At 57.9% G+C, this 25,566-nt stretch carries 19 protein-coding genes; 5 read left to right on the top strand and 14 right to left on the bottom strand.

The features are described 5' to 3' along the window. Positions 1 to 60: 60 nt before the first annotated feature. Both WA922_RS07120 and WA922_RS07115 read right to left on the bottom strand, forming a co-directional pair. Positions 61 to 1,464, bottom strand: coding sequence for a sigma-54-dependent transcriptional regulator (locus tag WA922_RS07120; RefSeq protein WP_424770988.1), 1,404 nt, complete (start codon positions 1,462 to 1,464; stop codon positions 61 to 63). Continuing rightward, positions 1,461 to 2,009 carry a heme NO-binding domain-containing protein gene (locus WA922_RS07115; RefSeq protein ID WP_424770987.1) on the bottom strand — a complete coding sequence of 183 codons (549 nt, stop codon included), beginning with the start codon at positions 2,007 to 2,009 and terminating at the stop codon, positions 1,461 to 1,463. Before WA922_RS07115 ends, WA922_RS07120 begins: the two co-directional genes overlap by 4 nt. A 263-nt stretch (positions 2,010 to 2,272) precedes the next feature. Between WA922_RS07115 and WA922_RS07110 the strand changes: the two genes are divergently transcribed. Genes WA922_RS07110 through WA922_RS07100 form a run of 3 tightly spaced genes read left to right on the top strand, consistent with a single transcriptional unit; the run spans position 2,273 to position 6,182 of the window. Next, positions 2,273 to 3,523, top strand: a complete 1,251-nt coding sequence (locus tag WA922_RS07110; protein ID WP_424770986.1) for a polysaccharide biosynthesis/export family protein — start codon at positions 2,273 to 2,275, stop codon at positions 3,521 to 3,523. Beyond that, entirely contained in the window at positions 3,523 to 4,953 is a 1,431-nt protein-coding gene (locus WA922_RS07105; protein ID WP_424770985.1) for a GumC family protein, read from the top strand. The genes WA922_RS07110 and WA922_RS07105 overlap by 1 nt, the downstream gene beginning before the upstream one ends. Continuing rightward, entirely contained in the window at positions 4,908 to 6,182 is a 1,275-nt protein-coding gene (locus WA922_RS07100) for an O-antigen ligase family protein (protein ID WP_424770984.1), read from the top strand. The genes WA922_RS07105 and WA922_RS07100 overlap by 46 nt, the downstream gene beginning before the upstream one ends. On the opposite strand, the gene WA922_RS07095 is transcribed toward WA922_RS07100, so the two are convergent. The 4 genes from WA922_RS07095 to WA922_RS07080 all read right to left on the bottom strand — a co-directional run bounded on the left by WA922_RS07095 (position 6,179) and on the right by WA922_RS07080 (position 10,463). Continuing rightward, positions 6,179 to 7,207 (bottom strand): glycosyltransferase family 4 protein, encoded by a 1,029-nt coding sequence (locus WA922_RS07095; protein WP_424770983.1) that lies wholly within the window; start codon positions 7,205 to 7,207, stop codon positions 6,179 to 6,181. The two genes, WA922_RS07100 and WA922_RS07095, sit on opposite strands and share 4 nt — an antisense overlap. Beyond that, complete coding sequence (locus WA922_RS07090; protein ID WP_424770982.1) at positions 7,204 to 8,193, bottom strand: glycosyltransferase family 2 protein; 990 nt, start codon at positions 8,191 to 8,193, stop codon at positions 7,204 to 7,206. The genes WA922_RS07095 and WA922_RS07090 overlap by 4 nt, the downstream gene beginning before the upstream one ends. A gap of 66 nt (positions 8,194 to 8,259) precedes the next feature. Continuing rightward, the gene (locus WA922_RS07085) at positions 8,260 to 9,189 is read right to left on the bottom strand and encodes a glycosyltransferase family 2 protein (RefSeq protein WP_424770981.1); all 930 of its coding nucleotides are present in this window, start codon (positions 9,187 to 9,189) and stop codon (positions 8,260 to 8,262) included. Further along, a complete protein-coding gene (locus WA922_RS07080; protein ID WP_424770980.1) occupies positions 9,186 to 10,463 on the bottom strand; it encodes an oligosaccharide flippase family protein in 1,278 nt (425 codons plus the stop codon). The genes WA922_RS07085 and WA922_RS07080 overlap by 4 nt, the downstream gene beginning before the upstream one ends. Positions 10,464 to 10,753: 290 nt before the next feature. Here WA922_RS07080 and WA922_RS07075 point away from each other — a divergent pair, with 290 nt between their 5' ends. Continuing rightward, positions 10,754 to 12,187 carry a WecB/TagA/CpsF family glycosyltransferase gene (locus tag WA922_RS07075; protein WP_424770979.1) on the top strand — a complete coding sequence of 478 codons (1,434 nt, stop codon included), beginning with the start codon at positions 10,754 to 10,756 and terminating at the stop codon, positions 12,185 to 12,187. Positions 12,188 to 12,212: 25 nt separating this feature from the next. On the opposite strand, the gene WA922_RS07070 is transcribed toward WA922_RS07075, so the two are convergent. Next, positions 12,213 to 14,309, bottom strand: a complete 2,097-nt coding sequence (locus WA922_RS07070; RefSeq protein WP_424770978.1) for a response regulator — start codon at positions 14,307 to 14,309, stop codon at positions 12,213 to 12,215. Then, a complete protein-coding gene (locus WA922_RS07065; protein WP_424770977.1) occupies positions 14,302 to 17,052 on the bottom strand; it encodes a PAS domain-containing sensor histidine kinase in 2,751 nt (916 codons plus the stop codon). Before WA922_RS07065 ends, WA922_RS07070 begins: the two co-directional genes overlap by 8 nt. Positions 17,053 to 17,179: 127 nt before the next feature. On the opposite strand from WA922_RS07065, the gene WA922_RS07060 reads away from it, so the two are divergent. After that, positions 17,180 to 18,331, top strand: a complete 1,152-nt coding sequence (locus WA922_RS07060; RefSeq protein WP_424770976.1) for a cupin domain-containing protein — start codon at positions 17,180 to 17,182, stop codon at positions 18,329 to 18,331. A 25-nt stretch (positions 18,332 to 18,356) separates the two neighbouring features. Here the strand turns inward: WA922_RS07060 and WA922_RS07055 are convergent, their stop codons facing one another. Genes WA922_RS07055 through WA922_RS07030 form a run of 6 tightly spaced genes read right to left on the bottom strand, consistent with a single transcriptional unit; the run spans position 18,357 to position 25,507 of the window. Continuing rightward, positions 18,357 to 18,911, bottom strand: coding sequence for a pseudouridine synthase (locus tag WA922_RS07055; RefSeq protein WP_424770975.1), 555 nt, complete (start codon positions 18,909 to 18,911; stop codon positions 18,357 to 18,359). Positions 18,912 to 18,915: 4 nt separating this feature from the next. Next, on the bottom strand, positions 18,916 to 20,781 hold the full coding sequence (locus WA922_RS07050; protein WP_424770974.1) for an ABC-F family ATP-binding cassette domain-containing protein: 1,866 nt from the start codon (positions 20,779 to 20,781) through the stop codon (positions 18,916 to 18,918). A gap of 58 nt (positions 20,782 to 20,839) precedes the next feature. Next, the gene (locus tag WA922_RS07045) at positions 20,840 to 22,036 is read right to left on the bottom strand and encodes an ABC transporter permease (RefSeq protein WP_424771010.1); all 1,197 of its coding nucleotides are present in this window, start codon (positions 22,034 to 22,036) and stop codon (positions 20,840 to 20,842) included. An 8-nt stretch (positions 22,037 to 22,044) separates the two neighbouring features. Next, positions 22,045 to 22,767, bottom strand: coding sequence for an ABC transporter ATP-binding protein (locus tag WA922_RS07040; protein ID WP_424770973.1), 723 nt, complete (start codon positions 22,765 to 22,767; stop codon positions 22,045 to 22,047). Next, a complete protein-coding gene (locus tag WA922_RS07035) occupies positions 22,767 to 24,059 on the bottom strand; it encodes an efflux RND transporter periplasmic adaptor subunit (RefSeq protein ID WP_424770972.1) in 1,293 nt (430 codons plus the stop codon). The genes WA922_RS07040 and WA922_RS07035 overlap by 1 nt, the downstream gene beginning before the upstream one ends. Beyond that, positions 24,056 to 25,507, bottom strand: coding sequence for an efflux transporter outer membrane subunit (locus WA922_RS07030; protein ID WP_424770971.1), 1,452 nt, complete (start codon positions 25,505 to 25,507; stop codon positions 24,056 to 24,058). The genes WA922_RS07035 and WA922_RS07030 overlap by 4 nt, the downstream gene beginning before the upstream one ends. Positions 25,508 to 25,566 lie beyond the last annotated feature (59 nt).

Raw genomic sequence — 25,566 nt, 5'->3', positions numbered from 1 at the left:
ATTATTGCCCGCACGGCAGATCACGTGCCATGTCGAAAGGCCCTTGGCCGCGGCTGCACCTTACGGCGCGGCATTCCACTTTTCGAGTTTTCGGTACACTGTGGAGGGGCTGATTTCCAGCGACCGCGCGGCCTTGGTGACATTGCCATCCATTTTCTCGATCCGCTGTGCGATGACGATCTGTTCGATGGAATCCATCGTCATGGAACTGAACTGCGCAAGCCCGCCATGCTGTGACGGGGTATCGGGGAGCGGCGCGTGGGCGGCGGTGCCGCTGTGCTCACCAGGCGGAGGCGACACCGGACCAGCAGACAGAGTGACCGATAATTCAGGGCCGGACCCCATGACAATCGAGCGCCGGATCGTGTTCTGCAACTCGCGCACATTGCCTGGCCAGCTATGCGCGGTGATGGCGTCACGGCTGGCCGGGGTCAGCCCGTCAATCTCGCGCCCTTCTTCGCGTGCAAACCGCTCGGCGAAAGCATTGGCGATCTGCAGCACATCATCACCGCGTTCGCGCAGCGGAGGCAGCTGCAGCGGAATAACGTTGAGGCGGTAATAGAGATCTTCACGAAAACGTCCTTCGGCAACCTCAAGCGCAGGATTGCGATTGGTCGCGCACAACACGCGCACATTCACCGCCTCTGGTTTGCTTGCTCCAACGCGCTGGATCATACCGGTTTGCAGGAAACGCAGCAATTTAACTTGCAGCTTGAGCTCCATCTCGCAGATTTCATCAAGGAAAAGCGTGCCGCCATCGGCCTCCTTTGCGGCACCGATGCGGTTTTCAAGCGCGCCTGTAAATGCGCCTTTGACATGGCCGAAAATTTCCGATTCCAGCAGGTTTTCCGGGATCGCGCCGCAATTGAGTGCCACAAATGGCTTGCCTGCGCGGCGGCCGCTATTGTGGATCGCCTCTGCCGCCACCTCCTTACCTGTTCCGCTCTCACCAGTGATGAACACGGTTGCGCCCGAATCCGCGATGTTCTCGATGGATCGGTAGACCGCCTGCATGAGCGTGGAATCGCCAACGAAGCCGTGAAACCGGTCTTTCTTCTTAGTCGCGCGGACCGCCTTCACTTCGCGCGCCAGAATACCGCGTTCGGCAGCGTTACGCACGGTGGTCAACAGACGTTCAGAATTGACCGGTTTAACAATGAAATCATACGCGCCGAGCCGCATTGCATCAACCGCACGGGACAGCGAGCCATCGGCGGTAATCACGATCACGCTGGTATCAGACAGTGCGGCGGCATAGTCTTTCAGCAAATCAAGGCCGTTCGCATCAGGCAATTGCAAATCGAGCAATACGACATCAAATACCTGCTGGCCGGTAAAAAACTCGACCGCTTCCGCTCCGGTGCCGCAAACCTCCACGCTATGGCCGGCCTGAGTGACCTGCGCAGCATAGCTCATCGCGAGCGACGCGCTGTCTTCGACAATCAGGACACGGCAGGATGTCATGCTGCGGCCCATCCCATATCAGTAATGCGGAACGAGGCGGAGGTCGGATCGGCCTGTGTCAGCCACTCGACGATCCGGCTGTCGCGGTAATGGGCAAGGCAGCCTTTGACCAAACCGAATGCGACATGCGCCATTGGCCGGTGGGAGGAATAATTGACGACCAGATGGCCATCCTCACGCTGCATACTGATGTGCGGCGGTTTTGCATCGGGATACAGGATCACGACTTCCTCGTGAATATGCGAGCCGACATGATCCAGCATGATTTCTGCGGTCGGGTATCGGTCGATAATATCAGGGTACAGAACGGTAAAGCGGTGAAACAGCCACTCGCCATATTCGGCAGACAGCTCGGCGGCCGGAATACCGCTCTTGTCCGATGCGATGGCGACCATATTGAGCGCATAGGCAGCAGGATAGGTGCCAATCGCGGTAAAGGCCCCGCCATTGGGCAGGTCCGCTGCATCGAGGACGTCCTCGGCAAATTCCGCTCCTGCCTTGTGTTCCATAAAATCCATCAATTCGGTAAATATAAGGCCCTTCATGGGTTCTCCTGTCAATTCTGCTTGGCAAGCCCAGCAAGAACCATGCCGCCCAGAATGCGGCACTTTACGGATTACGGATCGAATATCCTTCGCTTCATTTCATGCAATATGCGAAAATAGTTGCAAAATGCGAAACGTATCCAACGCGTTTTGCGAAACTTTGTTGCAAACCGCAGCGAACCACGGGTTTTTACGAGGTGTGGCGGAACTGGCACGCAACTTGAAGAGGCTAGGGCAGATTGAATAGCCCCGAGGAATTTCCGATGCCGAAACTTGCATTTACCAAATTGTGCACAGCTGTCAGTCTGGCCGCATTGACCCTAACGGGCTGCGTCTCCGGCCCGGCGCCAAGCAATTTTGCGAGCAGCAATTGGGCCCCGGGCCAAGCAGCTCCGCAAACCGATCAGCCCGAAGGGCCCTGGCACCGCGAGGCGGCCATTACCTCTGCGAATACACCCTGCCAGATGCGCCTGCCCGTGGATCTGACCGGCTTGACCCAGATAGACCCGGCGGTGTGGCAAAATAGCCGTGCGCAATTGGCCGCCGGAGACCGTATTCAAATCGACGTGGCGGGCGATACCGATATGCTCACCGGGCTGTATATGATCGAAAGCGACGGCAGCTTGCATCTGCACGGTTATCGGCCTGTTCAGATCGGCGGTATGTCGCACACAGATGCCGCCAATTTTTTGCAGCGCGAATTAACGGCAGCTGGACTGATCCAGCCGCTGGCACGTTCGGTGAGTGTACGCATGATAGAAAGCGGCGGTATCCCGGTGTCGATCTCCGGCGCGGTATTCTCCGCCGGTAGCGTCCGCCCTGGCGAGCGCCGTCCCGACAGCCGCGTTGGCCAGCGCGAAGGCGCTGTGACCGGAGACGATAATCCTGGCCGTACATTATCGGCTGCCATTCGCGCCGCTGCAGGAGTCCGTCCCGATGCTGATATCACCCGAGTGCACTTAATCCGCGGCGATCATTATGCGGTGTTCGATATGAGCGGCTGGGTGAAAGGTTGGACCGCTGCCAATCCCGCCCTGTCGGCTGGCGACCGCGTGATTGTGCCGGAAACATCGTGCTTTGATCCCGATCTGGTTCGCCCCACCGCGCTGACCCAGCCAGGTATCCGGGTTCACATGTCCAATTTGACGCGCGGCGCCAATAACAATGCAGGCGCGGCTATCGGTGAGAAAACCGGATCGCTGCCTTATGGGACGCGTCTGCTGCAGGGGCTTGTTGCGATGAACTGTGTCGGCGGATCGGCGATGCAATCGGGCCGCCGCGCAATCCTGATTTCCAGCAATCCACAAAACGGCCAAAGCGTTGTCATCGAGCGCGATATCGAAATGCTGGTACGGTCTGCCAATCGCGATGAAGCCAACCCTTTTCTGATGCCCGATGATGCGATTGCCTGCTACGACAGCCGGTGGACGAATTTCCGTGAGGCGCTGGGGCTGGTATCAGACCTAGCCAATACCGCCACACCCGCAATCATCCTCAGCAACGCAGCAAACTGATGTCACAGCACAATCATCAACAATTCGTGGATGTCCGGCAGCCGCGCAAGCTGGTGCGGATATGGGGCGTTGTGCGCGATGGCCTGCCATCGGTTGGCCGGTACCGCCGTTATATCATTGCCCTGTTGCCGCCTCTGCTGGCTATCTGGTTCCTGACGATCGCGTATATCGCGCTCGCCCCGACACGCTATGATAGCGATATGACATTGATCCTTCCCGGCAGCGGAGTAGGCGGAACGCTTAACCTGGAATCCATCGGTCAAGCCAGCGCCACGACCTCTTCGGCATTTTCGAGCCCGACATTGAGTCCGACCGAAAATTACAAACGGCTGCTCATGTCTGATCTGGTGGTCAGCACTGCAGCAAGCCAAATTGGCGAAGAGGCAGGGGATTTTCCTACGCCAGATATCAGGCTGGTCGATCAGACCAACCTGATCGCTGTCAGCGTTTCAGGTTCCACGCCGGATCAGGCTCACAAACGTTCCACGGCTCTGCGCGAGGCATTTCTCTCGTCACTGGATACTCTGCGCAATGATGAGGCCGATGCCCGTGAGGAGGCGGGAAAGGTGCGGATTGAAGCCTTGGCGAAAAAGGTTGCGGCTGCGCAGCTTAAACTGCTCGAATTCCAGGGACGCTCTGGCCTCGTATCGCTCGATCAGTTTAACAGCCGCATTGCCGCAATGGATGATCTCAAGGCCCGTGAGCGCGAAGCGCGTACCGCACGCAGCCAGACGGCAGCGATGACCCGGCGGCTGGCCTCCAACCTGCGCGTGTCGGCAGGCACCGCCAACCGCGCGCTGCGTCTGTCTTCCGACCCAGCGTTTCAGAATTTGCTGCGGCGCTATTCCGAAGTGCTGACGGACGAAACCGAAAAAAGCGGCACTCTTGGCCCGGCGCACACGCGCATGGCGCAGGTCCGGGCCGAGCGGGAAGAACTGGAACGTGCGATGGCCAAACGCGGTGCAGCTGTTGCTGGCCTGAGCGCGTCCACCATCCTCAATTTTGCGGAACTGTCAGTATCCGATACGCGCGCGTCGCTGTTTGAGGGGCTGCTGGTGGGGGATAGCCAGAACGCCGGTTCGGCTGCTGCCCTGGCTGAAATCCGCAATCAGATTGGGCAACAAACCGCACAGTCCGGCAAATTGGTTGAACAAGCGTCGGAGCTTGCCTCACTGACCCGTGAATTGCGCGTGGCGGAGGCAGTCTTCAGTTCCGCCTTGGCGCGGGTCGATACCAACAAATCAGATCCTTTTGCGTCTTATCCGCTGGTTCAGACCTTGGAAGCACCAACCATGCCGCGCGCGAAAGCATCACCCAAACCTGCCTTCGCAATTGGCGGGGCGGTTGCGGCCTCGTTCCTCCTCTTCATTGGATTCATGCTGTTATGGCTACGTCAGCCGATCATCCGCAAACTCCTGCCGAACGCCTGATATCGGTCACGATCCAGTCCACCTGGGCCCTTTGGCTGGTGGGCGGATTGTATATTGCCGGTCCCGCGCTTGGCTGGATTCTTGCACTGATGGCTGCGCGCGAGTTATATCTCGCACCGGGTCTGGCGCCCGCGAACCGTCCGCCGCAGCCCGGCCTGGTTATCCAGGTGTGGCTTGCGGCCATGCTGGTGATGCTGGTGGTGCTATGGATCGGGCATAGCAATTTCAATCTTGGTGCAGCAAAAACGATCAAATCCTCGATCGGTTGGGCGAAGGGCTGGGCGCTGATTGCGTTATTTCCGTTCGCGGCTTCGGTTCTGCATATTCGGGCAGAGTATATTTACCGCGCTATTTGCAAGCTGGGCCTTCAAACGCTGATCATATTACCGGTATTCATCGCCGCTCCATTCATCGGCTTGCCCGATACTTTGTGGGTATCGCCGCTGCAGATACTGGGCGGCGCGGGTTCGGAATATTTTGCGGCTACATTGTACACGATCGAACCGGGGGCAGGCACTCCGCGGTGGCAGTTTTTCGCGCCGTGGTCGCCCGCTGCCGGCATGATCGCGGTGGTCTATGTTGTGCTGGCCGCGCAGGAACGCCATCTGGGATGGAAAGTGACAGGCATAATTGCCGGTCTTGCGCTGGCCGTGCTGTCGCAATCGCGCCTGGCTCTGGTGGCGATCATCCTGATTGTACCTGTGCTCTATATGCTCGGCCGGACACGGTCCCCGGCCTTGTGGATGGCCGCAGTACCGGCGGTGCTATTGGCCGGTTTGTTCGGCCCGGTGCTGATCGAACTGGCTGACCAGATCATGAGCGATTTTCGCGGGGCCCGGGCAGATTCTAGCCGCGTGCGAGAGGCGCTGGGCCGGATCGCTATCGAACGCTGGGAGAACGAAGCGCCCTGGTTTGGTCACGGCGTGGTTGAAAATGGGCCGCATATGGTGGAATATATGCCGATTGGCAGCCATCATAGCTGGTACGGTTTGCTGTTTGTAAAGGGCTTGGTTGGCGCGCTTGCACTGGCCGTTCCGCTCGCTCTCAGTGTCATTGTACTGGCAGCCAAAGGTGTCTCGGATGCGTTGCCGCGCACGGCGTTCGGTATGGTTCTGGTACTGGTATTGTACAGTTTTGGCGAGAATCTCGAGATATTGAGCTATCTTTACTGGCCGGCATTAATTGTGATCGGGCTGGCATTGAAAGCGCCGCCAAGCCGGGCGCATTAGTCTGCCAGCAAAGCTGCCCACCGGGCGAGGCTATCGCTTCTCAGGCTTGCGCTTTCGCTGCGCGCGGCTCTGCTCATTGCTGCAAAAGGCATGGCTTGAAAGCGCGCGATGGCCGCAGTGATCTCCTCCGCAGTGCTGCACGGCGCAGATAATCCGCTCGTCCCGACTTGTTCGGGCAAACCATCTGCATCGGAGACGATGATGGGCCGTGCTGCCAGCCGGGCTTCTGTAGCGACGAGTCCATAAGATTCGCGCAAGGAGGGCACGATAACAGCATCCGCCTGCCCCAAAAATGCGCCAACATCGGTGATCTGGCCGCACAGTGTGACATTGGAAACGCCCAATGATTTCTTCACCAATGCGGCTTCCTGCGGTCCTGATCCGCCAAGATACAGTTCGACCGCTGGGCCAATGGCGGCCACGGCATCAACCAGCGGACCGAAATTCTTGATGGCATCAAACCGGCCATAGGCTGCAAGGCGCAAGGGCATTTCGGCGCTGCGCATGGGCGGCGCAAGCGTGGCTAGTTCGTCCCGCCCGCTCCACGGATAAACCGTCTGTATTCGCTGGTCGGCGATAGCGGCAGCGTGCGCAAGCCATTCGCGCTGCGCGTTGGACACGCAGACGATCTGATCAAAAGAGCGAAGCGCCAATCGCAGCATCAAGCGGAAACGCCGCGGGCTTTTGACATGCAAGGTTTCAAAATTGCGGGTGTAGCTGTGCTCGACATGGATCAGCTTCGCTGCCGGATTGCGATAACGCAAGCTGGCAAAGAAACCTAACCGCGCCCAGCTCGGCGGAAAATGCGTGATGATGATATCGGCATCAACGACCGGCGCGATATGCGTGTTTGCTGAAACAGGCAGGATGTCAGACGCAGAAAGGGCGGCCAGTTCAGGCTCCTGGAATATTCCAAGAGCCCGGACCACGCCGCCCATTCCAAAGTCATCCAGTAAATGGACCATTTTGCGCTTGGGACGATCGGATAATGGCTCCGCTTTTCCCATCGCTTCAGATGCAATCATTGAGATGCTGCTTTCAGATAGGGCCGCAGGATCGCTTTGAATCGAGCCGGACCGACTATCGCACCCAATGCCACAGCGGCCGCTGTAATGAAAGTTTTGCTAGGCTCGGCAAACGCCATGCGCGGTGATGCAGCCAGTGCGCGGCGCAGAAGTGTTCCGGCAAAGCTGACCTCGCCCAGTTGCAATGCACGGCGCGACAGATAGCGTAATTGATACCCGCGCGCCGCCTGTCCATGCTCTTTTACCAGATCGGGCGCATAGACCGACGCTTTACGGATCATCGTTTCCCAGCTGACAAATTGTTTGACGATATTGGCGGACAACGCCCCCGACACGATACGGTAATCCGTCAATTGTCCCTGAATACCTTCAAATCCGACATCATATGCACCGGCCAGCCGGACCCAGAATTCAATGTCTTCTGACTGACGGAAACTTTCATCAAACCAGCAGATGCGGTCTGGCTCTTCCGGGTGCGGGAAGGCCGCCCGGTCAATCGCGCTTTTGCGTAAAACAGCAGCACTGCCATTGCCCACCGGATTGCGTTTAAGAATGTGCCCGGCTGTAATGCCGGTCAGCTTAGGATGCATGGCCACCGCCAGTTTTGCGCCATGCTGGTCGATCATGTCCGATCCGGCATAGCTGACCCCAACATTGGGGCTGGCTTGCATGTGGACATAGTGCAGCAGCAATTTGTCGGGATGAAACCGGTCATCGGAATCGAGCAATGCAATCAGCGGAGCGCGCGCCGCAGCAATGCCGGTATTGCGTGCGCCGGGCAGGCCGCGATTGGTCTGACTGATAAACCGGATGCGCGGGTCGCTGTAAGCGCGGGCGATATCCATCGAATTGTCGGTTCCCCCATCATCGACAATGATCAATTCGAAATCGGGCAGAGTTTGGGCGAGGACAGAATCGATGGCTTCGGCAATATAGGCCTCGACATTGTAAACCGGCATTACGACAGAGATTTTGGGGTGTGACATGGATTTTCCTGGAAGTTAGAGAACTGAAATTTTGGGGCAATTAGAGAAGACCGGGGGGCAAGAAATCTAGGCAAAGACCCGGCTGCGCAGCGGGGCCGGCATGACCAGTCCGGCCACTGCCCCTGCAATCGTCATTCCGCCACGGCGGGGGTCGGCCATAAATCCCTTGGGGCTGCGGCGCAGGCCGCGCGCGGCATAGCCAATGGCCTGTGCGGCCGGGCCGCCGGTGCGCAATGCGCGGCGTGACAGATACCGGTAATACACCGCTTCCGCCTGACGCAGATCAATCTGATCGGCATAACGGGACGCCAGCGAGCGCCAGCCCTGTAGCATTTGATCGAGATCGGCAGACAGCCCGCCTTCGCTCATCCGGTAATCGGTTAATGTGCGGTCAATACCGTGAAGCGATCCGCCGCCAGCCACCAGCCGCGCCAGCCATTCCTGGTCCTCGGCATAGTTCATGCCTTTCTGGAACGGGCCGGTATTGTCCCACGCGGACCGTGTGATAACCAAATTGGATGTCGTGCATACAGGATTATCCGCAATAACCGCGCCCAGCGATACAAGGCCGTCAGGGACCGTGCTCTGCGTGCGGATATTCGCGTAATTACCCGTAATATCTTCGCGGAAGGCGATCCGGGCAAAGCTCGCATCGAGCTCCGGCTTGGCCGTGTGCAGCTGGTGATGGATGGCCAGCTTATCAGCACGCCATGCATCGTCGGCATCAAGGAAGGCCAGCAAAGTGCCGCGCGCCATCTCGGCACCCAGATTGCGGGCTTCCGACACGCCGCGATTATCCTGTCCGATGACCCGGATACGGTCATCTTCGCCAGCGATGGACAGTGCGAGCGCCAGCGACTGATCGGTTGAACCATCGTCGATCAGGATCATTTCCCAATCCTGGAAGCTTTGCGCCATCACGCTGGCAACCGCCGTCGATAGCGTTTCATAGGCGTTGAAGATTGGCGTAATTACCGAAATTGTTGGACGGGTCATGTGGTAATCCTTTCAGGGGACAGAGAAGTGGCGGGCCGTGCGCTAAATTCGCGCAGGGCACGGGGAAGAAAGACAATTGCCATGCCGAGCACGTAGCCCCAGCAGGCGGCACTAAGAGAAATCTGTGCGCCAAGCAGCAAGCCCCCAAGGGCCGCAATGGTCGCGGCAATACCGAGTTTGGCTTCCACGCCTGCGGTCTGGTTGGCGCGGTAGAATGCACCCAGCGACGCGGCGGCAAACAGAGGCAGACCGCCCAGCGCCATAATTGCGACATAGCTGGCGGAGTTTGCCCAGTTGTCACCAAACAGCACCGGGACATAAAATGGCGCTAGAGCCGATTGCGCGGCGATGAGCGGCACGAACAGGGCCGCACCGAACATGACTGCCCGCCGCGCCTCGATCAACCGCTGCGCGGCAGCGGATACTTTGGAGAGATGCGGGAACAGGACGATACCAAAGGCGGTAACGAGCGACTGCGCGATGCCGAGCCCGGCATTGAATGCGAAATAATACACACCTAGCATCTGTGTGCCGAACAGCGCGCCGACGATCAGCTTGTCGGCCTGTGCGCGCAGGGCAGTCATCATCTCGCTCAACAAAATTCCGCCCGCCATGCCGCGAAATGCCGCCGCCGGGGCGCGTCCGGCAGTCAAATGCGGCGTCCAGGGACGGGCGCGGCGAGCGAGCAATGTCCAGACCGGGGCGGTCAGCAGTTTCGGCAGTACAATAGCCCATGCTGTAGGCCAGATCACCACCAGCACCATTGTAAAAATATGGTCGAGAATTGTCTGGCTGGCCCCAATTCGCGCGGTGGCCGCCATCCGGCCCTCACGCATCAGCAGAAATATCTGAACCAGACCGGGCGGCATAATCAGATAAACTGCAGACAAAACTGCCAGCATCACCGCTGCATCGCTCTGGCCAAATATCAAGGCGAGTACGGCGGCAACGCCCAACTGTACCAGCGCGACGAGTCCGCAGCACAGCCAGAACAGCCTGCGCGCCATATTGCAAATGGCGTCCAGTTCCTGATCGCTCGCCACTATGATCCGCTGCCCGATACCGGCATTGGCCAATACACGGACCAGCTCAAACAGGCTCAATGTAAGCGCGGCAGTGCCCAGAATGGCCGGGCTGGTGAACCGTGCGATGACGATAATCGATACCAAACGGATGACCCGCGTGACCGCTTCGGCAGAGGCGTAGGCCGCGAAACCTGCAATCATGGATTGCATCCCGCTTGGCAGCCATTTTGCGAAATATGATCGGGTCACGTGTCTCTCCGGTGAAGTTGGTCCTTACAAATCAAGACACGTGCCAGAATCATGAAATATAATAAAAACAAAGGCTTGTTAAAATTGATACGACGAGTGGGTCAGAATTACTGGCCCAAAATGCGAAACATGCTCGATCTGTCGCAAAATAGTATCGCAAAATGCGAATTTGTGTGGCGGGAGCGCGCGTTTACTTTTGGGTAATTATCTATTGCCTTGAAAAGTCGTGCTTTTGATAAAATGGCACGATCGCTGCTGAATTGTCTTCACATTACAGGAGATTTTCAGTCATGAAGTATGCAGCTATCCAATCCGATTTACAGTTTGCTGCCCCTCTCAGTTTTGAGCAGGCGGTAGACGGGATGCTGGCATGGCCCAATACTGTGACACTGTTTGGCCTTCCGCTGGTATCCGGCGCAAAGACCGAAGTGGCACAGCATATCGTGAAAGCCGCCGCTCAGCGCCAGAATATGGTCGTCAATTTTGTCAACGCGCATTGTATCAACACAATGCGCAGCGACGCGGCCTATGCCGCGGCTTTGCGGGCAAGCGATCTGATTTTGCCCGATGGCAGCGGTGTTCGGATTGCCGCGAAGCTCGCCGATCAGCCCTATCACGACAATTTGAACGGGACTGATCTGTTTCCGGAGATATGTCAGGAAGCAGCACTCGCCGGCCAGTCTATTTTTCTGTTGGGCGGAGGATCCGATGTGGCAGACACCGCCGGACGGAATATGCGTAAATCCGTGCCAGGTCTGTCTGTTGCAGGCTGCGCGGATGGATATTTTTCTGCCGCGCAGGAAGCGGCATTGATCGATCTTATCAATACCTCCGGCGCTGGCATATTGCTGATCGGATTGGGTGTTCCAAAGCAGGAATTATGGATCGCGCGTAATCGCCACCGGATCACTGTGCCCGTCATAATGGGCGTCGGCGGATTGTTCGATTACTATGCAGGGCGTATTCCCCGCGCGCCCGCTCCGATCCGGGCGATAGGCTGCGAATGGATATGGCGATTGGCAATGGAACCGAGGCGGCTCGCCAACCGGTATATCGCTGGCAATGCGGTGTTCTTGAAACATATATTGGCGGAAAGCTGGTACCAGACAAAGGCCAAACCGTTTCTATCCAATGGCACCAAGCGTGCGCTGGATATCGCTGTTGCATCATTGGCGATTGCTTTGCTGTTACCGATCATCGTAGCGGTTGCGGTAGCGATCAAACTGGAAGATCGCGGGCCTGTGCTGTTTCGCCAGTTCCGTATTGGCGAGAATGGCCGCAGTTTTCCAATGTATAAATTTCGCTCCATGTATACCGATGCAGAGAAACGCCGCGCGGCATTGCTCAAGGATAGCGAGCGCGAGGGAATTTGCTTCAAAATGCGTAACGACCCGCGCATCACAAAGACCGGGAAGTTCATCCGCCGTTTTTCGATTGATGAACTGCCGCAGCTTTTCAACGTATTGCTCGGCCACATGTCGCTCGTCGGGCCGCGTCCGGCATTGGGATCGGAAGTCTCGGTCTATTCCAAAACCGCCTATCGCCGTTTGGGCGGTAAGCCAGGTATCACCTGTATCTGGCAGGTATCGGGGCGCGCCGAAATTCCTTTCCAGCGTCAATTGGCAATGGATGTTGCCTATCTCCAGCGCAAAGGGCTGGCAACGGATGTATGGCTGCTTGCGCGGACTATTCCCGCAGTGCTTACCGGGCGGGGGGCATATTGATCGCTACGCCGATCGGTCACGCATCCTACCCCTTCTCAATCATCGCCTTATATAAATCGCCGCACGCTTCCAGCGTTGCGGCGATTTTTTCGGTCAGCCGCGCAGACGCAGCGGCGCGCTGTGCCGGCTGTGCTTCGCGGTAATCGGCAATGGCCTCGGTCAAAGCGATAGCGCCGATATTTCCGGCAATACCCTTCAATGCATGTGCCTGGCGGTCTGCCCCGCCATCATCGCCGGTCTGTATGGCCTGGTCCAGCGCGGCGCCATAGGTGGTGAGATCGTCGCGAATTGCACCCAGAAACTTTTCATGGAACTGGTCCGGTAATGCGCCAAACGCCTCGCGAAACCGGCGCAGATCGAACAGATTGTCCATCGCGCCGCTGTCGCTGCGCGCCTGCATGGCGGTCATCAACGCGGCGCGCAATTCGGCCGGCTGGATCGGTTTGGCCAGGCAGGTGGACATACCCGATGCGAGCAGCCGGGCGCGCTCTGCCTGCAGGCTGTGCGCGGTCACGCCGATCACGGGCGTTGCTGCATTGTCGGAGCCGCCTGATCGAATATGCCGGACGGCTTCTTCGCCTGACATGACCGGCATTTGAACATCCATCAATATGACGTCAAATTTCTGCTCACTGGCTGCCGCAACCGCTTCCGCGCCATTGACCGCCGTCTGCACTTTGCAGCCGAGCCGTTTGCACAGGCCAACCAGAACGTGCCGGTTGCTTTCTGTATCCTCCGCAATCAGCAGGGCCGGCTCATCGCCCTGACTGTTGCGCAGAAACTGATCAGCATGCGCAAGGGCCGAATGGTCCAATGGCATAGGGATCATCAGCTGGAGAGTGGCCTGCGCACCTTGATTTGCATTGAGCGATCCGCCCATCGCCTCGATTATCACGCGTGCGCGCCGCAATTGCGGATCGGATGACAGCAGGTTTTCGGGGCCGGCTGTATCCAGATCGGGCGCAAGGCGCGCAGCTTCCATCGTCATGCAAAGGGCATCGTTCCATTCGGCCAGAAGATGGACATCACCGGCGGAGGACAGACCATACCCAACGCAGCTGTCGATTGCTTCTCGCAGCCGGGCGGCATCGACCGAGACAGCGGCTGGCAAAGTGTTGCGCGCTGTGACAGATAGCATTCCGCCATCATCACTATCTTCTGAAGAGCGATTCCAGTAATCGGCGGTTTGTTCGATCAGCGCCGTCAGATTGGCGCGGACCGGGAACAGCGACGGGGTATTGGTTTCCCCATCGGCCTCGGCAATGACCTCTGTAATCAGCGATTCCAGCCGCTCCGCTGCGCGCTGTGCAAACATAATGCGCTCTTCATCTTCAGGCGATTGGCCGTCAATGGAAAGCAGGTCAACCATCCCGGAAAACGTGTTAAGCGGTGTCCGGAACTGATGTGCCATATAAGATAGGAACTGCGTCCGCGCGTCCAGCGCCTGCTGGGTCTGGGTCTGGGAGCGTTCCAGTTTTGCCGTTATCAGGGCAAGCTCTTTGACGCGCCGTTCAGCGCGCAATTGCAGTGCCCGCACGGCCCGCTGGTTGGCCCGGCTATCGGTTATGTCATGGACCGATCCAAACACGCTGCGAAACGCGCCGCTTTCGTCGGTATTTTTCTGCAGGCTCCATCTCAGCCAGCGTATCACACCATCGGGTTTGACTATTCGGTGCTCAAATCGGTGATCGATATAGGCTGGCAGGACCGCGAAAAATCGCTGTGCGTCGGCTAAAATGCGCTTGCGATCCAGCGGGTGGATGCAGCCGACCACGATGTCCGGGGTAAGCTTGATCGCTCTGGAAAGGCCCAGTATGTCATTGAGCTGCAACGAGCTTTGATACACGCTGCCATGATCGGCATAAATGGTCGCAAAACCGCCACTTTTCTGGGCTGAAAGCAGTTTATTGCTTTCCAGATCAAGCTTGGCAGCGAGATCTGCTTCGCGCATGGTCAGTTCACGGTTGGCTGTGTCCAGCTCGCGCATGCGGCCTTCCAGGGCAGTCTCGGCCTCATGCAAGGCGGCCCGCGCGCGTGCCAGTCTCCGCTCCAGAATTTCAACCCGTTTTTCGGCGGGCAGATCGGCAAATTTCGTCCCGGTTGTGATGGCTGTCTCAGGCATTACGGGCCTTATGAATCAAACGGCGCAGAATGTCTGCATTTACCGTCAGAAACATAGTGTCGGCATTCTCCGCCGCAAAGGTGCTTAGAGGAATCGCTTGCCCATCCAAAAACCGCGCAGTGATCTGGGATGGCCTGAAATATGCATCATCAAACAGGATGACCGAAAATTCATGATGCTCCGGGCCAAGATCGGTCAACTGGCTGGCGCATATCGTGGTAAAGCCCAGACTTTCCAAAGCCGCTTCAGCAGATATCCTGGAAGTGGCGACGGGTGTGATGGCCAATGCGGTTTGCCCCACGCCGGGCTGTTCGGCAATGTCGGGCTCCTCGACATCGAGCGTAACGGTCAGAGTGAATGTGCTGCCTTGATCCAGCTCACTTTCAACCGCAACATCCCCGCCCATAATCCGCGCCAAATCGCGGCAAATCGACAGGCCAAGGCCGGTGCCGCCATATTCTGCCTGAGTGCTCGCTTCGGCCTGCTCGAATTTCTCAAACAGACGGTCTTTGGCGCCGGGCGCAATACCAATGCCATTGTCGCTCACTGTAAATGCTATTTCGGCCTGGCCGGTTTCGGTTATCTGCTCGCGGCAGCCGAGTATGATGGTTCCCTGCGGCGTGAATTTAACCGCGTTACTTGTGAAGTTTGCCAGCACCTGCTGGATCCGTGCGGAGTCACCGATCAGCGTTGACCGGCTCGCAATATCGGTTTTGATTTGCGCGCCGGTTCGCTTCGCTAGGGGCGTGAACAGTCGTGCGGTTTGGCGCATGATGTCGCCCGCCAGAAAAGTCCGCCGCTCCAGAGTGATTTTGCCGCTATCAAGCCGGGCCTGCTGCAGCACATCATCCAGCACACGCATCATTGCATGAGAAGAGCTTTCAATGAGATCGAGCGACCGCGCCTTGGTACGGGCGGAATCGTCCTCCCGCATCGTGTCGAGCATCCCAAGAATTCCCGTCATCGGCGTGCGGATCTCATGCGATACGGTGGCCAGCAGGTTCATCCGCATATCTGCTGCGCGGTTGGCGTCGTCGCGCGCGTCCACTAACATGTTCTCGGCATCTTTTGCTTCACTAACGTCATGGGCGATATAGGCAAAGCCGTCCGTCCGGCCGTTTTCGCCGACAATGCTCTGGGTCGTTTCTGCAGCCCAGAACCGCCGCCCATCACCGCGCATTCGGCTGACCGATTGGATCAAGCGGCCCTCGCTTTGTACCTGCAGCAGATGCGCGCGCAAGGCCTGTTCAGGATCGTCGCTTGGATCAAAGATCTGTTGCAGACCGGTCTCCTTACGCGGGTCCCACAGAAAATTCTCCTGGGCTGCGCGATTGGCGCGCCGGATCTTGCCATTGGGATCAAGCAATATAATCGCATAGTCATCAATTGCGTCCAGCATGGTATCAAAGGATTGCGACATCCGCAGCCGTTCGCGCGCCACCCGCGTTTCCATCGCATCGAATGCCCGGTTCAGCCGCGCTACTTCATCTTGAGACGGGTTGGCCGCGTCAATCCCGTCCATTCTGGCGTAAGCAGAAATACTGTCGGCGCGGTCGGCCAGGCTGTTCAGCGGCGCGGCAATCTGGCGGCGGAAAAAAATTATCAGAAAGAGCGCAAATGCCGCTGTGGAAATGGTGCCGCCGATCAATATCGGGCGGGCCGCTCTAAGCGCCTCCTGCCGCACCTCGGTGCCCCCAACCGCAGAAATTACCCACCAGTCAGGCTGGCTGAGTTTTGTGAAAGAGTAATATTGATCGCCGTCCGGGACGTATCCCGATCCTGCCATCGCTTTGGCGCTGTCAAGCAATTGCCACAGACCGCGCAATGATGTTTCATCGGCGTTTTTGAGATCCAGAAACGAACTTGTTTCCGCGCGTGACTGGATGGTGTATTGGGGATGACGGATCAATTGCCCATCGGCTGTCACGATGATCTGCGCGATTGCGCTATCGCTGTTCACTGCGCTTACAGCAGGGACAATGGCATCCAGCGCAATGCTTGATCCCCATGCCCCGATATGGTTTGCGTCTTGTCGTACAGGCGTCATGCAGCCAGTTGTCCAGGTGGTGCGCTGTGTGTCGGATACGTTCGGCTGCAAACCGGTGCACCGCATCACCCCTTGGGGGTTGGCCGAAAGCGTGGAAATGGCCGAGAATTCTTCGCTCTGAAAATCAAAATCTGCCGGCGCGTTCATCCGGTAGAATTCCAGCCGGTCCGCGCGCTTGGGTGCATAGATGATCAGGTCATTATCGGGTGAGAAGAAATATAGATTATCTACCCCTGCGGGCAATCCTTCCGCCATTAATCGCAGCGCACCGTACGCGGCCATCAACGCATTGCGCCGTTCGTCGGGCACATCCGTTGCTGAAATGAAAGCACCGTATCCTTTTGGCGACAGAACGCCGGATTGCCCGGTCCATAGCAGCGCAGAACTGCGGCGGGTACCATCACCCTTGGCCGGAAACAGAGTATTGAATGCGCCGGCCCCGGATGACGGGCCCGTCATGCCCTGCAGCATCAGATTAGCCGCTTTGCGTTCGGCGGCGGCAATCGCATCGAACCGCTGCGCCAGCCGCTGCTGCGCAAGATTGCGGTCATCATCGAGCATCTCTATCGTTGCACGGATGGCGCGTTGTCTCTCCCCATCATAGGCGGCCCAAGTCATTACAGAAAATAGCAGGATCGCGGCTGGCAAAATGATCGCCAGCGCCTTACCGCTTATAGTCTGTGGTACCCATCGCATATTGGCCATAATGCAGTTATACAGCCGATATTAAAAGAAACTCTAATTATTACACAAAAAATTCAGGTTTTACTATCAGGCGAAACGCTGTGCGATCCATACCTTCATTCAGGATATTTGACAGATTATGAAGTTGAGCCAATTTGATCCTGCTGATTTTCTGGCGAATTTCTGGCAGAAAAAACCGGCTGTGATCCGCAATGCGTGGACAGAATGGGTGAACCCGGCTGACGCGAACGACATCGCCGGGCTGGCATGCGAGCCGGCGGTAGAATCGCGGTTGATAGAACACATCGGCACCGGCCTTGCGCTGACGCATGGGCCCATGCAGCCACAGCAGCTTCAGGAACTGGGTCCTAATGCTTGGACGCTGCTGGTTCAGGCCGCTGACCAGTTTATTCCCGAAATCGCAGCTTTGGTGCAGCCGTTTCGCTTCATACCCGATTGGCGCATTGATGATGTCATGGTCAGCCTCGCCAATCATGGCGGCGGGGTGGGGCCGCATTTTGACCAGTATGATGTGTTTTTGATCCAGGGGGCAGGGCTGCGCAAATGGCAAATCGGGCAAAATTGTGACCGGGACAGCGCAGTGTTGCCGCATGATGATCTGCTGCTGCTGGCGGATTTTAAGGTGAGGGATGAATGGGTGCTCGAACCCGGCGATATGCTGTATGTGCCGCCCGGTATCGCGCATAATGGTGTTGCGGCCAGCGATAATTGCATGACCTATTCTGTCGGATTCCGTGCCCCATCGGTCAGCGAGATGCTCGCCGACTATGCGGATGATGTGCTTTTGCGGATGACCGGTGATGCGCGTTACGCTGATCCTGATCTGGCCATTCAGACCAATCCTGGTGAGATTCTACCGCAGGCTTTGCAGCGGATGCAGGCGATGGTGCTGGAACAATTGAATGATCCGCATGAATTCGCGCGCTGGGCAGGCGCATATACTACCGCATCCAAATATCCCGATATTGACTGGTCGCCGCAGGAGCCGCTCACGCGTTCCATGCTCAAAGGAAAATTGGCACTGGGGCACGTGCTGCGCTGTAATCCGGCATTTCGTTTTGCCTTCACCCGTGCCGCCAAAAACACCCTATATTTGCATGTGAACGGGCAAAGCCATTTTTGCGAGGGCGGTGCCGCGCGTCTGGCAGAGCAACTGTGTCTGGATCATTTGCTAGAATTGCCGGCTGCTGACATGGCTGATGAGGCGACGATGGATGTGTTGGCCGCGCTATATAATGACGGTGCGCTGGAATGGGCCGAAGCCGGGTAGACGCCCCTCACCTACGGCACGGGCGCTACAGAAGTGCCTCGGTGTCCTGCCACTGGCCGGTCTGCAGCCTGCCGACCGACCATTTGCCAACAGACCAGCGAACCAGCCGCAAAGTCGGCAATCCTACCGCCGCCGTCATCCGCCTGACCTGGCGGTTGCGCCCTTCGGTTATGGTCAGGCTGATCCAGCTATCAGGCACCGTTTTACGAAAGCGGACCGGGGGATCTCGCTGCCACAAAATGGGCGCATCGATCCGCCTGGCCGCGGCGGGCCGGGTCATCCCGTCTTTCAGCTCAATACCGGCGCACAAGGCGGCGATCTGGCTGTCATCCGGTGCGCCTTCCACTTGCACGAGATAGGTTTTGGGCATGGTATATTTCGGGTCGGTAATCCGCGATTGCAGTGTGCCGTCATCGGTAAGCAGCAGCAACCCTTCGCTGTCACGATCGAGCCGCCCAGCGGGATAGATACCGGGGATATCGATAAAATCTGTAAGGGTAGGCCGCGTGCTATGTGTTCCCCGGTCGGTGAACTGGGACAGCACGCCATGCGGTTTATTGAACAGGATCAGCCGTGCCATTGGCCTATTCATGCGCTTCTATCTGCTCGCTCACGACAAGCCATTCGGCTTCTTTCTCTTCGAGCTGCTTGGTCAATTTGCCGCGCCGCGCGGACAGATCGCTAATGGACAAATTGCGGATTTCGGGCGCGGCCTGATCGGGTTCGAACATTGCCTTGTCAATTACCGAACACTGCCGCTCCAGCGCAGCAATGTCTTTCTCGCAAGCGGCCAGTTTAGCCTTCGCAGCCCGCGCATCGGCGCGCTGTCTGGCGGCGGTATGCTTGTCCTTCCGCGGCAGCTTGGGTTTATCGCTCGCTTTGGGTTGCTTCCGGCCCAGCACAAAATCGATATAATCTTCCATACTGCCGTCATAATCTTCGGCGCGGCCGCTATCGACCAGCACCAGGCGGTCTGCGGTCAGCTCCACCATGTGACGGTCGTGACTGATCAGAATTACTGCGCCGTTATAGGCATGAAGCGCCTGGACCAGAGCCTCGCGCGCATCCACATCCAAGTGGTTGGTGGGTTCATCCAAAATCAGCAAATGAGGGGCATGACGGGTAATCAAAGCCAGCGCGAGCCTGGCGCGTTCTCCGCCTGACAGTTTGCTGACCAGCTGGGTTGCGCGCTCGCCCGAAAAACCGAACCGGCCCAGTTGGGCGCGGACCGCGCCGGGCTTCGCGTCTTTCATGACCCGCGTCATATGGTCCAGCGGCGTGGCGTCCCCGGCCAGTTCTTCGACCTGATACTGGGTGAAATACCCGACGCTCATTTTGCCCGATGCATTCATTTCGCCATCCATCGGTAGCAATTGCGCGGCCAGCAGCCGGGCCAGTGTTGTCTTGCCATTCCCGTTCCGGCCCAGCAAAGCGAGGCGTTCATCCGGATCGATGCGCAGATTTAGCCGCTGGAGGATAGGTGTGTCGTCTTCGTAACCGACCGCTGCCAGGTCCAGCGTAACCAGTGGCGGTTTCAGTTCAGTTGGCTGGGGAAAATCAAAGCTGAGCGAGGGGTCTTCCATCAGCGCGGCAATCGGCTGCATTTTGGCCAGCATTTTGGCGCGCGACTGGGCCTGTTTCGCGGTTGAGGCGCGGGCCGAGTTGCGATTGACGTAATCCTGTAAACGCGCACGCTGGTTTTCCTGCGAGGCACGGGCCGCTTCCAATTGCGCAGCACGTTCGGCGCGCTGACGTTCAAAACTGTCATACCCGCCCGGATACAGGGTCAGCTTGCCGCCTTGCAGATGAAGGATGTTATCGACCACATTATTGAGCAGATCACGCTCGTGACTGATGACCAGCACAGTGGCGGGATAGGATTTGAGGAAGTTTTCAAGCCACAATGTGGCTTCCAGATCCAGATGGTTCGATGGCTCATCCAGAAGCAGAACATCGGGCTGGGTAAACAGCAACGCAGCCAGTGCGATGCGCATTTTCCAGCCGCCGGAGAAGCTGTCTATCGGCTGTTCCTGCATCGCCTCGTCAAAACCAAGACCGATCAGAATGCGTGCGGCGCGCGAAGGGGCGGAATAGGCATCAATCGCCAGCAGCCTTTCATATACGTCGCCGAGCCGGTCGGGGTCTTCGCATACCTCGCTTTCGGCCAGTAATTCGGTGCGTTCGGTATCTGCGGCAAGTACCGATTCCAGCGGTGTCATCGTGCCTGCGGGGGCATCCTGCGCGATATATCCCAGCCGCGTATTGCGCGGCATATCCACGCTGCCATCATCCGGTTCGATATCGCCAATGATGGCTTTCATCAAAGTGGATTTGCCTGCGCCATTGCGCCCGATCAGGCCCACACGCCCGCCCGGCGGGATCGCCGCTGTTGCGCGGTCAATAATGGTCCGGCCGCCAAGCCGCACAGTAATTCCGTTAATTCCCAGCATGGCGCGCCGCCTAACAGACTATTTGCAGGCGCGCACTCAATTCGTGCTGCTGATTGCTTTACTCATGACGGAGCGCGTCGATCGGATCGAGCTTGGACGCGCGCTTGGCAGGGTAATAGCCAAAAATAATGCCCATCGCGGCAGAGAATACAAAGCTGAGAATGTTAATTGCCGGATCGAAGATAAACGGCACATCAATCGCAGCGGCCAGCCCGAATGACAGACCAAAGGCGAATACAATCCCAACCAATCCGCCCAGACAGCACAGCACGACTGCCTCTGTCAGGAACTGCAACCGGACTTCGCGGGCCAGCGCCCCGATGGCCAGCCGGATACCGATCTCTCGCGTTCGCTCGGTCACCGATACCAGCATGATGTTCATGATTCCGATCCCGCCCACGAGCAGGCTGATCGATGCGATAGCCGCGACCATCGCGGTCAGCGCGCCGATGACACTTCCCAGCGCATCATTGACCTGCGCGGTATCGAAGATGTTGAAATCGTTTTCCTGTCCCTCCTGAAGGAGTCTGCGCTCCCGGAGCAAATCGACCAGTCCGGTTTGAATGACCGCGCTGGAATAGGCAGCATCATATTTGGCCACAAAAAACTGGATATTGTCATTGCCGGTGAAGCGCCGCTGGACAGTTTTAAGCGGCATCATGACAACATTGTCTTCATCGCTTCCGCCGCCGCCTTGACCGCGTTCCTCCAATACGCCGATGACTGTACACGATACGGAATCGAGCCGCATCTCGGCGCCCACTGGTGACGTGTCCGGGACAAAGATTGCCTCGCGTACTTTGGGCCCCAGAATGCAGACATTCTGGCCCGAGCTTTCCTCTGCCATTGTAAAGCGGCGGCCTTCTGCCAGATCAATGGACTGCGCGAGCAGGAAATCGCTGTTTACGCCGTTGACCGAGGTGGACCAGTTCTGCCCATTGTGGAAAGCGGTTGCGCTGGCCGCTACGCTTCCAGCGGCCACTTCGATGCCTGCGATCTGGTTGCTGATCGCAGCGACGTCAGCTTCGTCAAACGGACGGGGACTTCCGCGTTCGGACCGTACTGGCACCACGATAAACACATTGGCCCCCAGCGATGAAATATCCTCGCTGATCGACGCAGTGACACCATTGCCAAGCGTGACCATAGTGATGACCGATGCCACGCCGATGATAATGCCCAATGTTGTCAGGAAAGACCGCATCAAATGACGACGGATTTCGCGCAGGGACAGCAGCAAAGTGGCGCCAAATATGCCAAACATCAGGCGCTTGCCTTTGCAGGATTTCGCGCACGCGCGCCGCGTTCTGTCCGTGCCACAACCCCATCGCGGAAATGAATGATCGTTTTGGCAAAGCTGGCCATTTCTTCTTCATGGGTGACCATCAAAACGGTGATACCGGTGGTGTTGAGATCGGTCAGCAATTCCATAATCTCGACCGAGCGTTCGCTGTCCAGATTGCCGGTGGGTTCATCTGCCAACAGCACATCAGGCTCGGTCACCAACGCGCGGGCGATGGCGACGCGCTGCTGCTGTCCGCCCGACAGTTCAGCCGGTGTATGTTTGGCCCACGGTACCAGGCCGACCATATCGAGAGCGCGCAAACCAGCTTCGCGGCGCTGGGCCTTGTTCTCCCCGCGATATAGCAAGGGCAGCTCGACATTCTCCAACGCGGTCGTTCGCGAAAGCAGATTGAAGCCCTGGAATACAAAACCGAGATAGCGCCGCCGCAGCAGGCTGCGCTGATCGCGGGTGAGTGCCTGAACCTCCGTGCCGCGAAACCGGAATATGCCGGACGTGGGTATATCCAGGCAGCCAAGAATGTTCATTGTGGTCGATTTGCCCGAGCCGGAGGGCCCCATCACGGCAACAAAATCGCCGCGCTCGATCGACAGATTCACACCTTTCAACGCCTGAAACGCGGCTTCGCCTCTGCCAAACGTCTTGGTTATGCCGTCCAGTTCAATCAGCGGTTCGGCGCTCATCACTCAGCCGCCTTGACGCCGGTGATAACCGCCATACCGGGTTTGAGATCACGCGATTTCACCACTGTCATCCGGCCATCGCTCTGGCCGGTAACGACGGAAACCGATTTAATCGTGCCATCGTCCTGCAATATATGCACCTGTTGCTGACTGCCGGCCCCGATGGAGGCCTGCTGCTCTGCCCGGTCCAAGCCGATTTGCGGGTTAAGCACGCCGCCTTCGTCCTCCGCTTCCGCATCGGGTTTGAACCGCAATGCCCCGTTTGGTACCAGCATCTGCTTGCCGGTACTTTGGGTAGAGACCGTGGCGGTCGCTGTCATGCCAGGGCGAAGCAAGCCGTCGCTGTTCGCAACTGACAAGCGGGCTTCGTAACTGACCACAGAATTTGCCGTCACGGCACCAGCGGCGGTATCGCCGGCAGTGGTGTTGGATGCCAGATCAACCCGCTCCACCGTTGCCGGAAAACGCTGCCCGGGATAGGCATCGACGGTAAAGCTGGCTTTCTGACCGGCTGCAATTTGTCCGACATCCGCCTCGTCAATCGCCACGCGCAATTGCATAACCGACAGATCTTCAGCGAGCACGAATAGTGTGGGCGTATTGAACGCTGCGGCAAATGTCTGGCCCGGCTCCACCCGGCGGGCGAGCACAACACCGGCCACAGGGCTGCGGATAACCGCCCGGCTGCGCTGGACATTGTTGGATGACAATGTCGCTTGTGCAGCGCGGACATTTGCGCGCGCTGTGGCGACGGCGGCTCTGTCACGCGCAACGGCGGCTTCGGCCTGCTCAAGCTCGACTTTGGAGGGAACCTTTCCGCCGGACAAGCGGAATACCTCTCGAAAACGGTTGAGCTGTGCAGTATTGACATTGAGCCCTGCAGCAGCCTGTGCAACCTGCGCTTTCGCAGCGTTGAGATTGGCGTTGGCCTGCGCAATCTGATCGTCGATTATTTCGGTGTTTACCACCGCCAGGATCTGGCCGCGTGTGACGCGGTCATTCACATCAACGCGAATATCATCGATCCGCCCGGAAATTTCAGAACCGACTTCCACCTGGTTCGTCGGGCGCAAATTGCCGGTGGCGGAAACGGTTAGGTCAAGCGATCTTTCCGCCACATCCTGAGTGATATATTCGGGTCCTTCATCACCGCCCGAACATTGGGTGACCGCAAGGACCAGCAGCAGGATAACCAGTGCCGGTATCCAATATTTGGCCCAGCGGCGCCAGCGCGGGCGCTCTTTCTCTCCCAGAAATTCCTCAACGCTTGGTTGAGCGGTCGTGTCGGTCATGGTGCGCTTCCTTCAGCACTGTCATCTGGGTTCGTGTCTGTCGCTTGGGTCCAGCCGCCACCCAATGCTTGTGTCAGGCGGACAAAGGCACTGGCGCGTTGGGCCTGCGCCGCAGCCAAGGAATTGCGCGCTGACAGTAACTGGTTCTCGCTGGTCAGCAGCAATTGGAAATCGATAATGCCAGCCTGATACTGGTTGCGTGCCAGGAACGCTGCATTATTGGCGGCGTCCTGCGCGTCAGCCAGAATGCCCACGCGCTGGCGCGACGCATCAAGATCGGTGGCCGAACTTTCGACATCTTCCAGCGCGCGCAAAATGGTCTGTTGCCATGCTGCGAGAGAGATTTGCGCGGAGGCTTGCGCAGTATCAATCTGCGCGCGGGTTTGCCCTCCGTCAAAAATAAGCTGGCTAATACCGGCGAACAAATTGCCGGTAATGATATCAAACAGGCTATTGATGCTGCGGGTGGATGATCCGATTGATCCGCTAAGCTGTACCAGCGGCAGCAATTGTGCGCGGGCGACGTTGATCCGCGCAGTGTCGGCATACAAGGATGCCTCTGCGCTGCGAACATCAGGGCGGCGGCGGAGAACCTCTGCCGGGGCAGACATGCCAAAACTATCGGGCGGGGCGGGAATGGCGGCATCCTGCTGTAGCAATCCCAGGACACGGCCCGGCGGCTCGCCAATCAGAGTGGAAATCGCGTTGGCCGTCGCCGCCAGATCGCTCTCCAGCGCGGGGATGCTGGCGGCGGTTTGTGCGCGCTGGACACGCGCCTGTTCTACATCCAGGCTCGATACCAGCCCCGCTTGATTGCGCCAGCGGGCGATTTGCAAATTCTCGTCCTGATTGGACAAAGTATCGCGTGCGATCCGAAGCTGCACTAGGGTCGAGCGCGCAGCAATTGTGGACAGCGCGACATTGCCGATGACCAGCCGCTGTACATCAGCCAGTGAATATCCTGCAGCGGCCAGATCGGCACGCGATGCGGTTACCGAATTGCTGATTTGCCCGAACAGATCGGCTTCCCAGCTCGCATCGAGCCCGCCCGAGAGCAGCAGATCGGGATCGGAGAAATCACCTACATCGCGGCGCACACCGCCGCTCGCAGACAGCCTTGGCAGGCGGCGTGCGCTGGCGCTTTTCAAACTGGCGCGAGCTTGTTCCAACCGGCCAGCCGCCTGCGCAATATCAAAATTATTGGCGATTGCTGCATCAACAAACCGCGTCAGCAGCGGATCATCGAGCAATTGCCAATATTGATCTATATCGGTTTCGATAGCGGGGGCAGGCGCGGTCCAGCCAGCTGGCACTGCGATGCCCGATTGCGGGGCGTCAATGGTGGTCAGAGCTGTCGCACAGCCGCCAAGCGCAAACAGTGCCAACGCAGCAATGCCCCCGCGCGATATGAAGCTCAACCGTGCCTGATGGGCGCATCCGTGTTTCAATCGCCGACTCCCCCTTTAACTCATTATGTGAGAGAAACCGAAAAAATCAAAGCGGTTTG

It is taken from the genome of Pontixanthobacter sp. (genome assembly GCF_049682855.1).
In the GTDB taxonomy this organism is placed as follows: Bacteria; Pseudomonadota; Alphaproteobacteria; order Sphingomonadales; family Sphingomonadaceae; genus Pontixanthobacter.
This window is presented reverse-complemented; position numbering and strand designations above follow the sequence as displayed.

Coding starts and splice junctions, on each gene's coding strand:
- WA922_RS07090 (WP_424770982.1), bottom strand. CDS start 8,193: ATGTCACACCCCAAAATCTCTGTCGTAATGCCGGTTTACAATGTCGAG.
- WA922_RS07055 (WP_424770975.1), bottom strand. CDS start 18,911: ATGGCACGGCTGATCCTGTTCAATAAACCGCATGGCGTGCTGTCCCAG.
- WA922_RS07115 (WP_424770987.1), bottom strand. CDS start 2,009: ATGAAGGGCCTTATATTTACCGAATTGATGGATTTTATGGAACACAAG.
- WA922_RS07070 (WP_424770978.1), bottom strand. CDS start 14,309: ATGCCTGAGACAGCCATCACAACCGGGACGAAATTTGCCGATCTGCCC.
- WA922_RS07065 (WP_424770977.1), bottom strand. CDS start 17,052: ATGCGATGGGTACCACAGACTATAAGCGGTAAGGCGCTGGCGATCATT.
- WA922_RS07060 (WP_424770976.1), top strand. CDS start 17,180: ATGAAGTTGAGCCAATTTGATCCTGCTGATTTTCTGGCGAATTTCTGG.
- WA922_RS07040 (WP_424770973.1), bottom strand. CDS start 22,767: ATGAGCGCCGAACCGCTGATTGAACTGGACGGCATAACCAAGACGTTT.
- WA922_RS07105 (WP_424770985.1), top strand. CDS start 3,523: ATGTCACAGCACAATCATCAACAATTCGTGGATGTCCGGCAGCCGCGC.
- WA922_RS07120 (WP_424770988.1), bottom strand. CDS start 1,464: ATGACATCCTGCCGTGTCCTGATTGTCGAAGACAGCGCGTCGCTCGCG.
- WA922_RS07110 (WP_424770986.1), top strand. CDS start 2,273: ATGCCGAAACTTGCATTTACCAAATTGTGCACAGCTGTCAGTCTGGCC.
- WA922_RS07095 (WP_424770983.1), bottom strand. CDS start 7,207: ATGATTGCATCTGAAGCGATGGGAAAAGCGGAGCCATTATCCGATCGT.
- WA922_RS07035 (WP_424770972.1), bottom strand. CDS start 24,059: ATGACCGACACGACCGCTCAACCAAGCGTTGAGGAATTTCTGGGAGAG.
- WA922_RS07050 (WP_424770974.1), bottom strand. CDS start 20,781: ATGCTGGGAATTAACGGAATTACTGTGCGGCTTGGCGGCCGGACCATT.
- WA922_RS07100 (WP_424770984.1), top strand. CDS start 4,908: ATGGCTACGTCAGCCGATCATCCGCAAACTCCTGCCGAACGCCTGATA.
- WA922_RS07085 (WP_424770981.1), bottom strand. CDS start 9,189: ATGACCCGTCCAACAATTTCGGTAATTACGCCAATCTTCAACGCCTAT.
- WA922_RS07075 (WP_424770979.1), top strand. CDS start 10,754: ATGAAGTATGCAGCTATCCAATCCGATTTACAGTTTGCTGCCCCTCTC.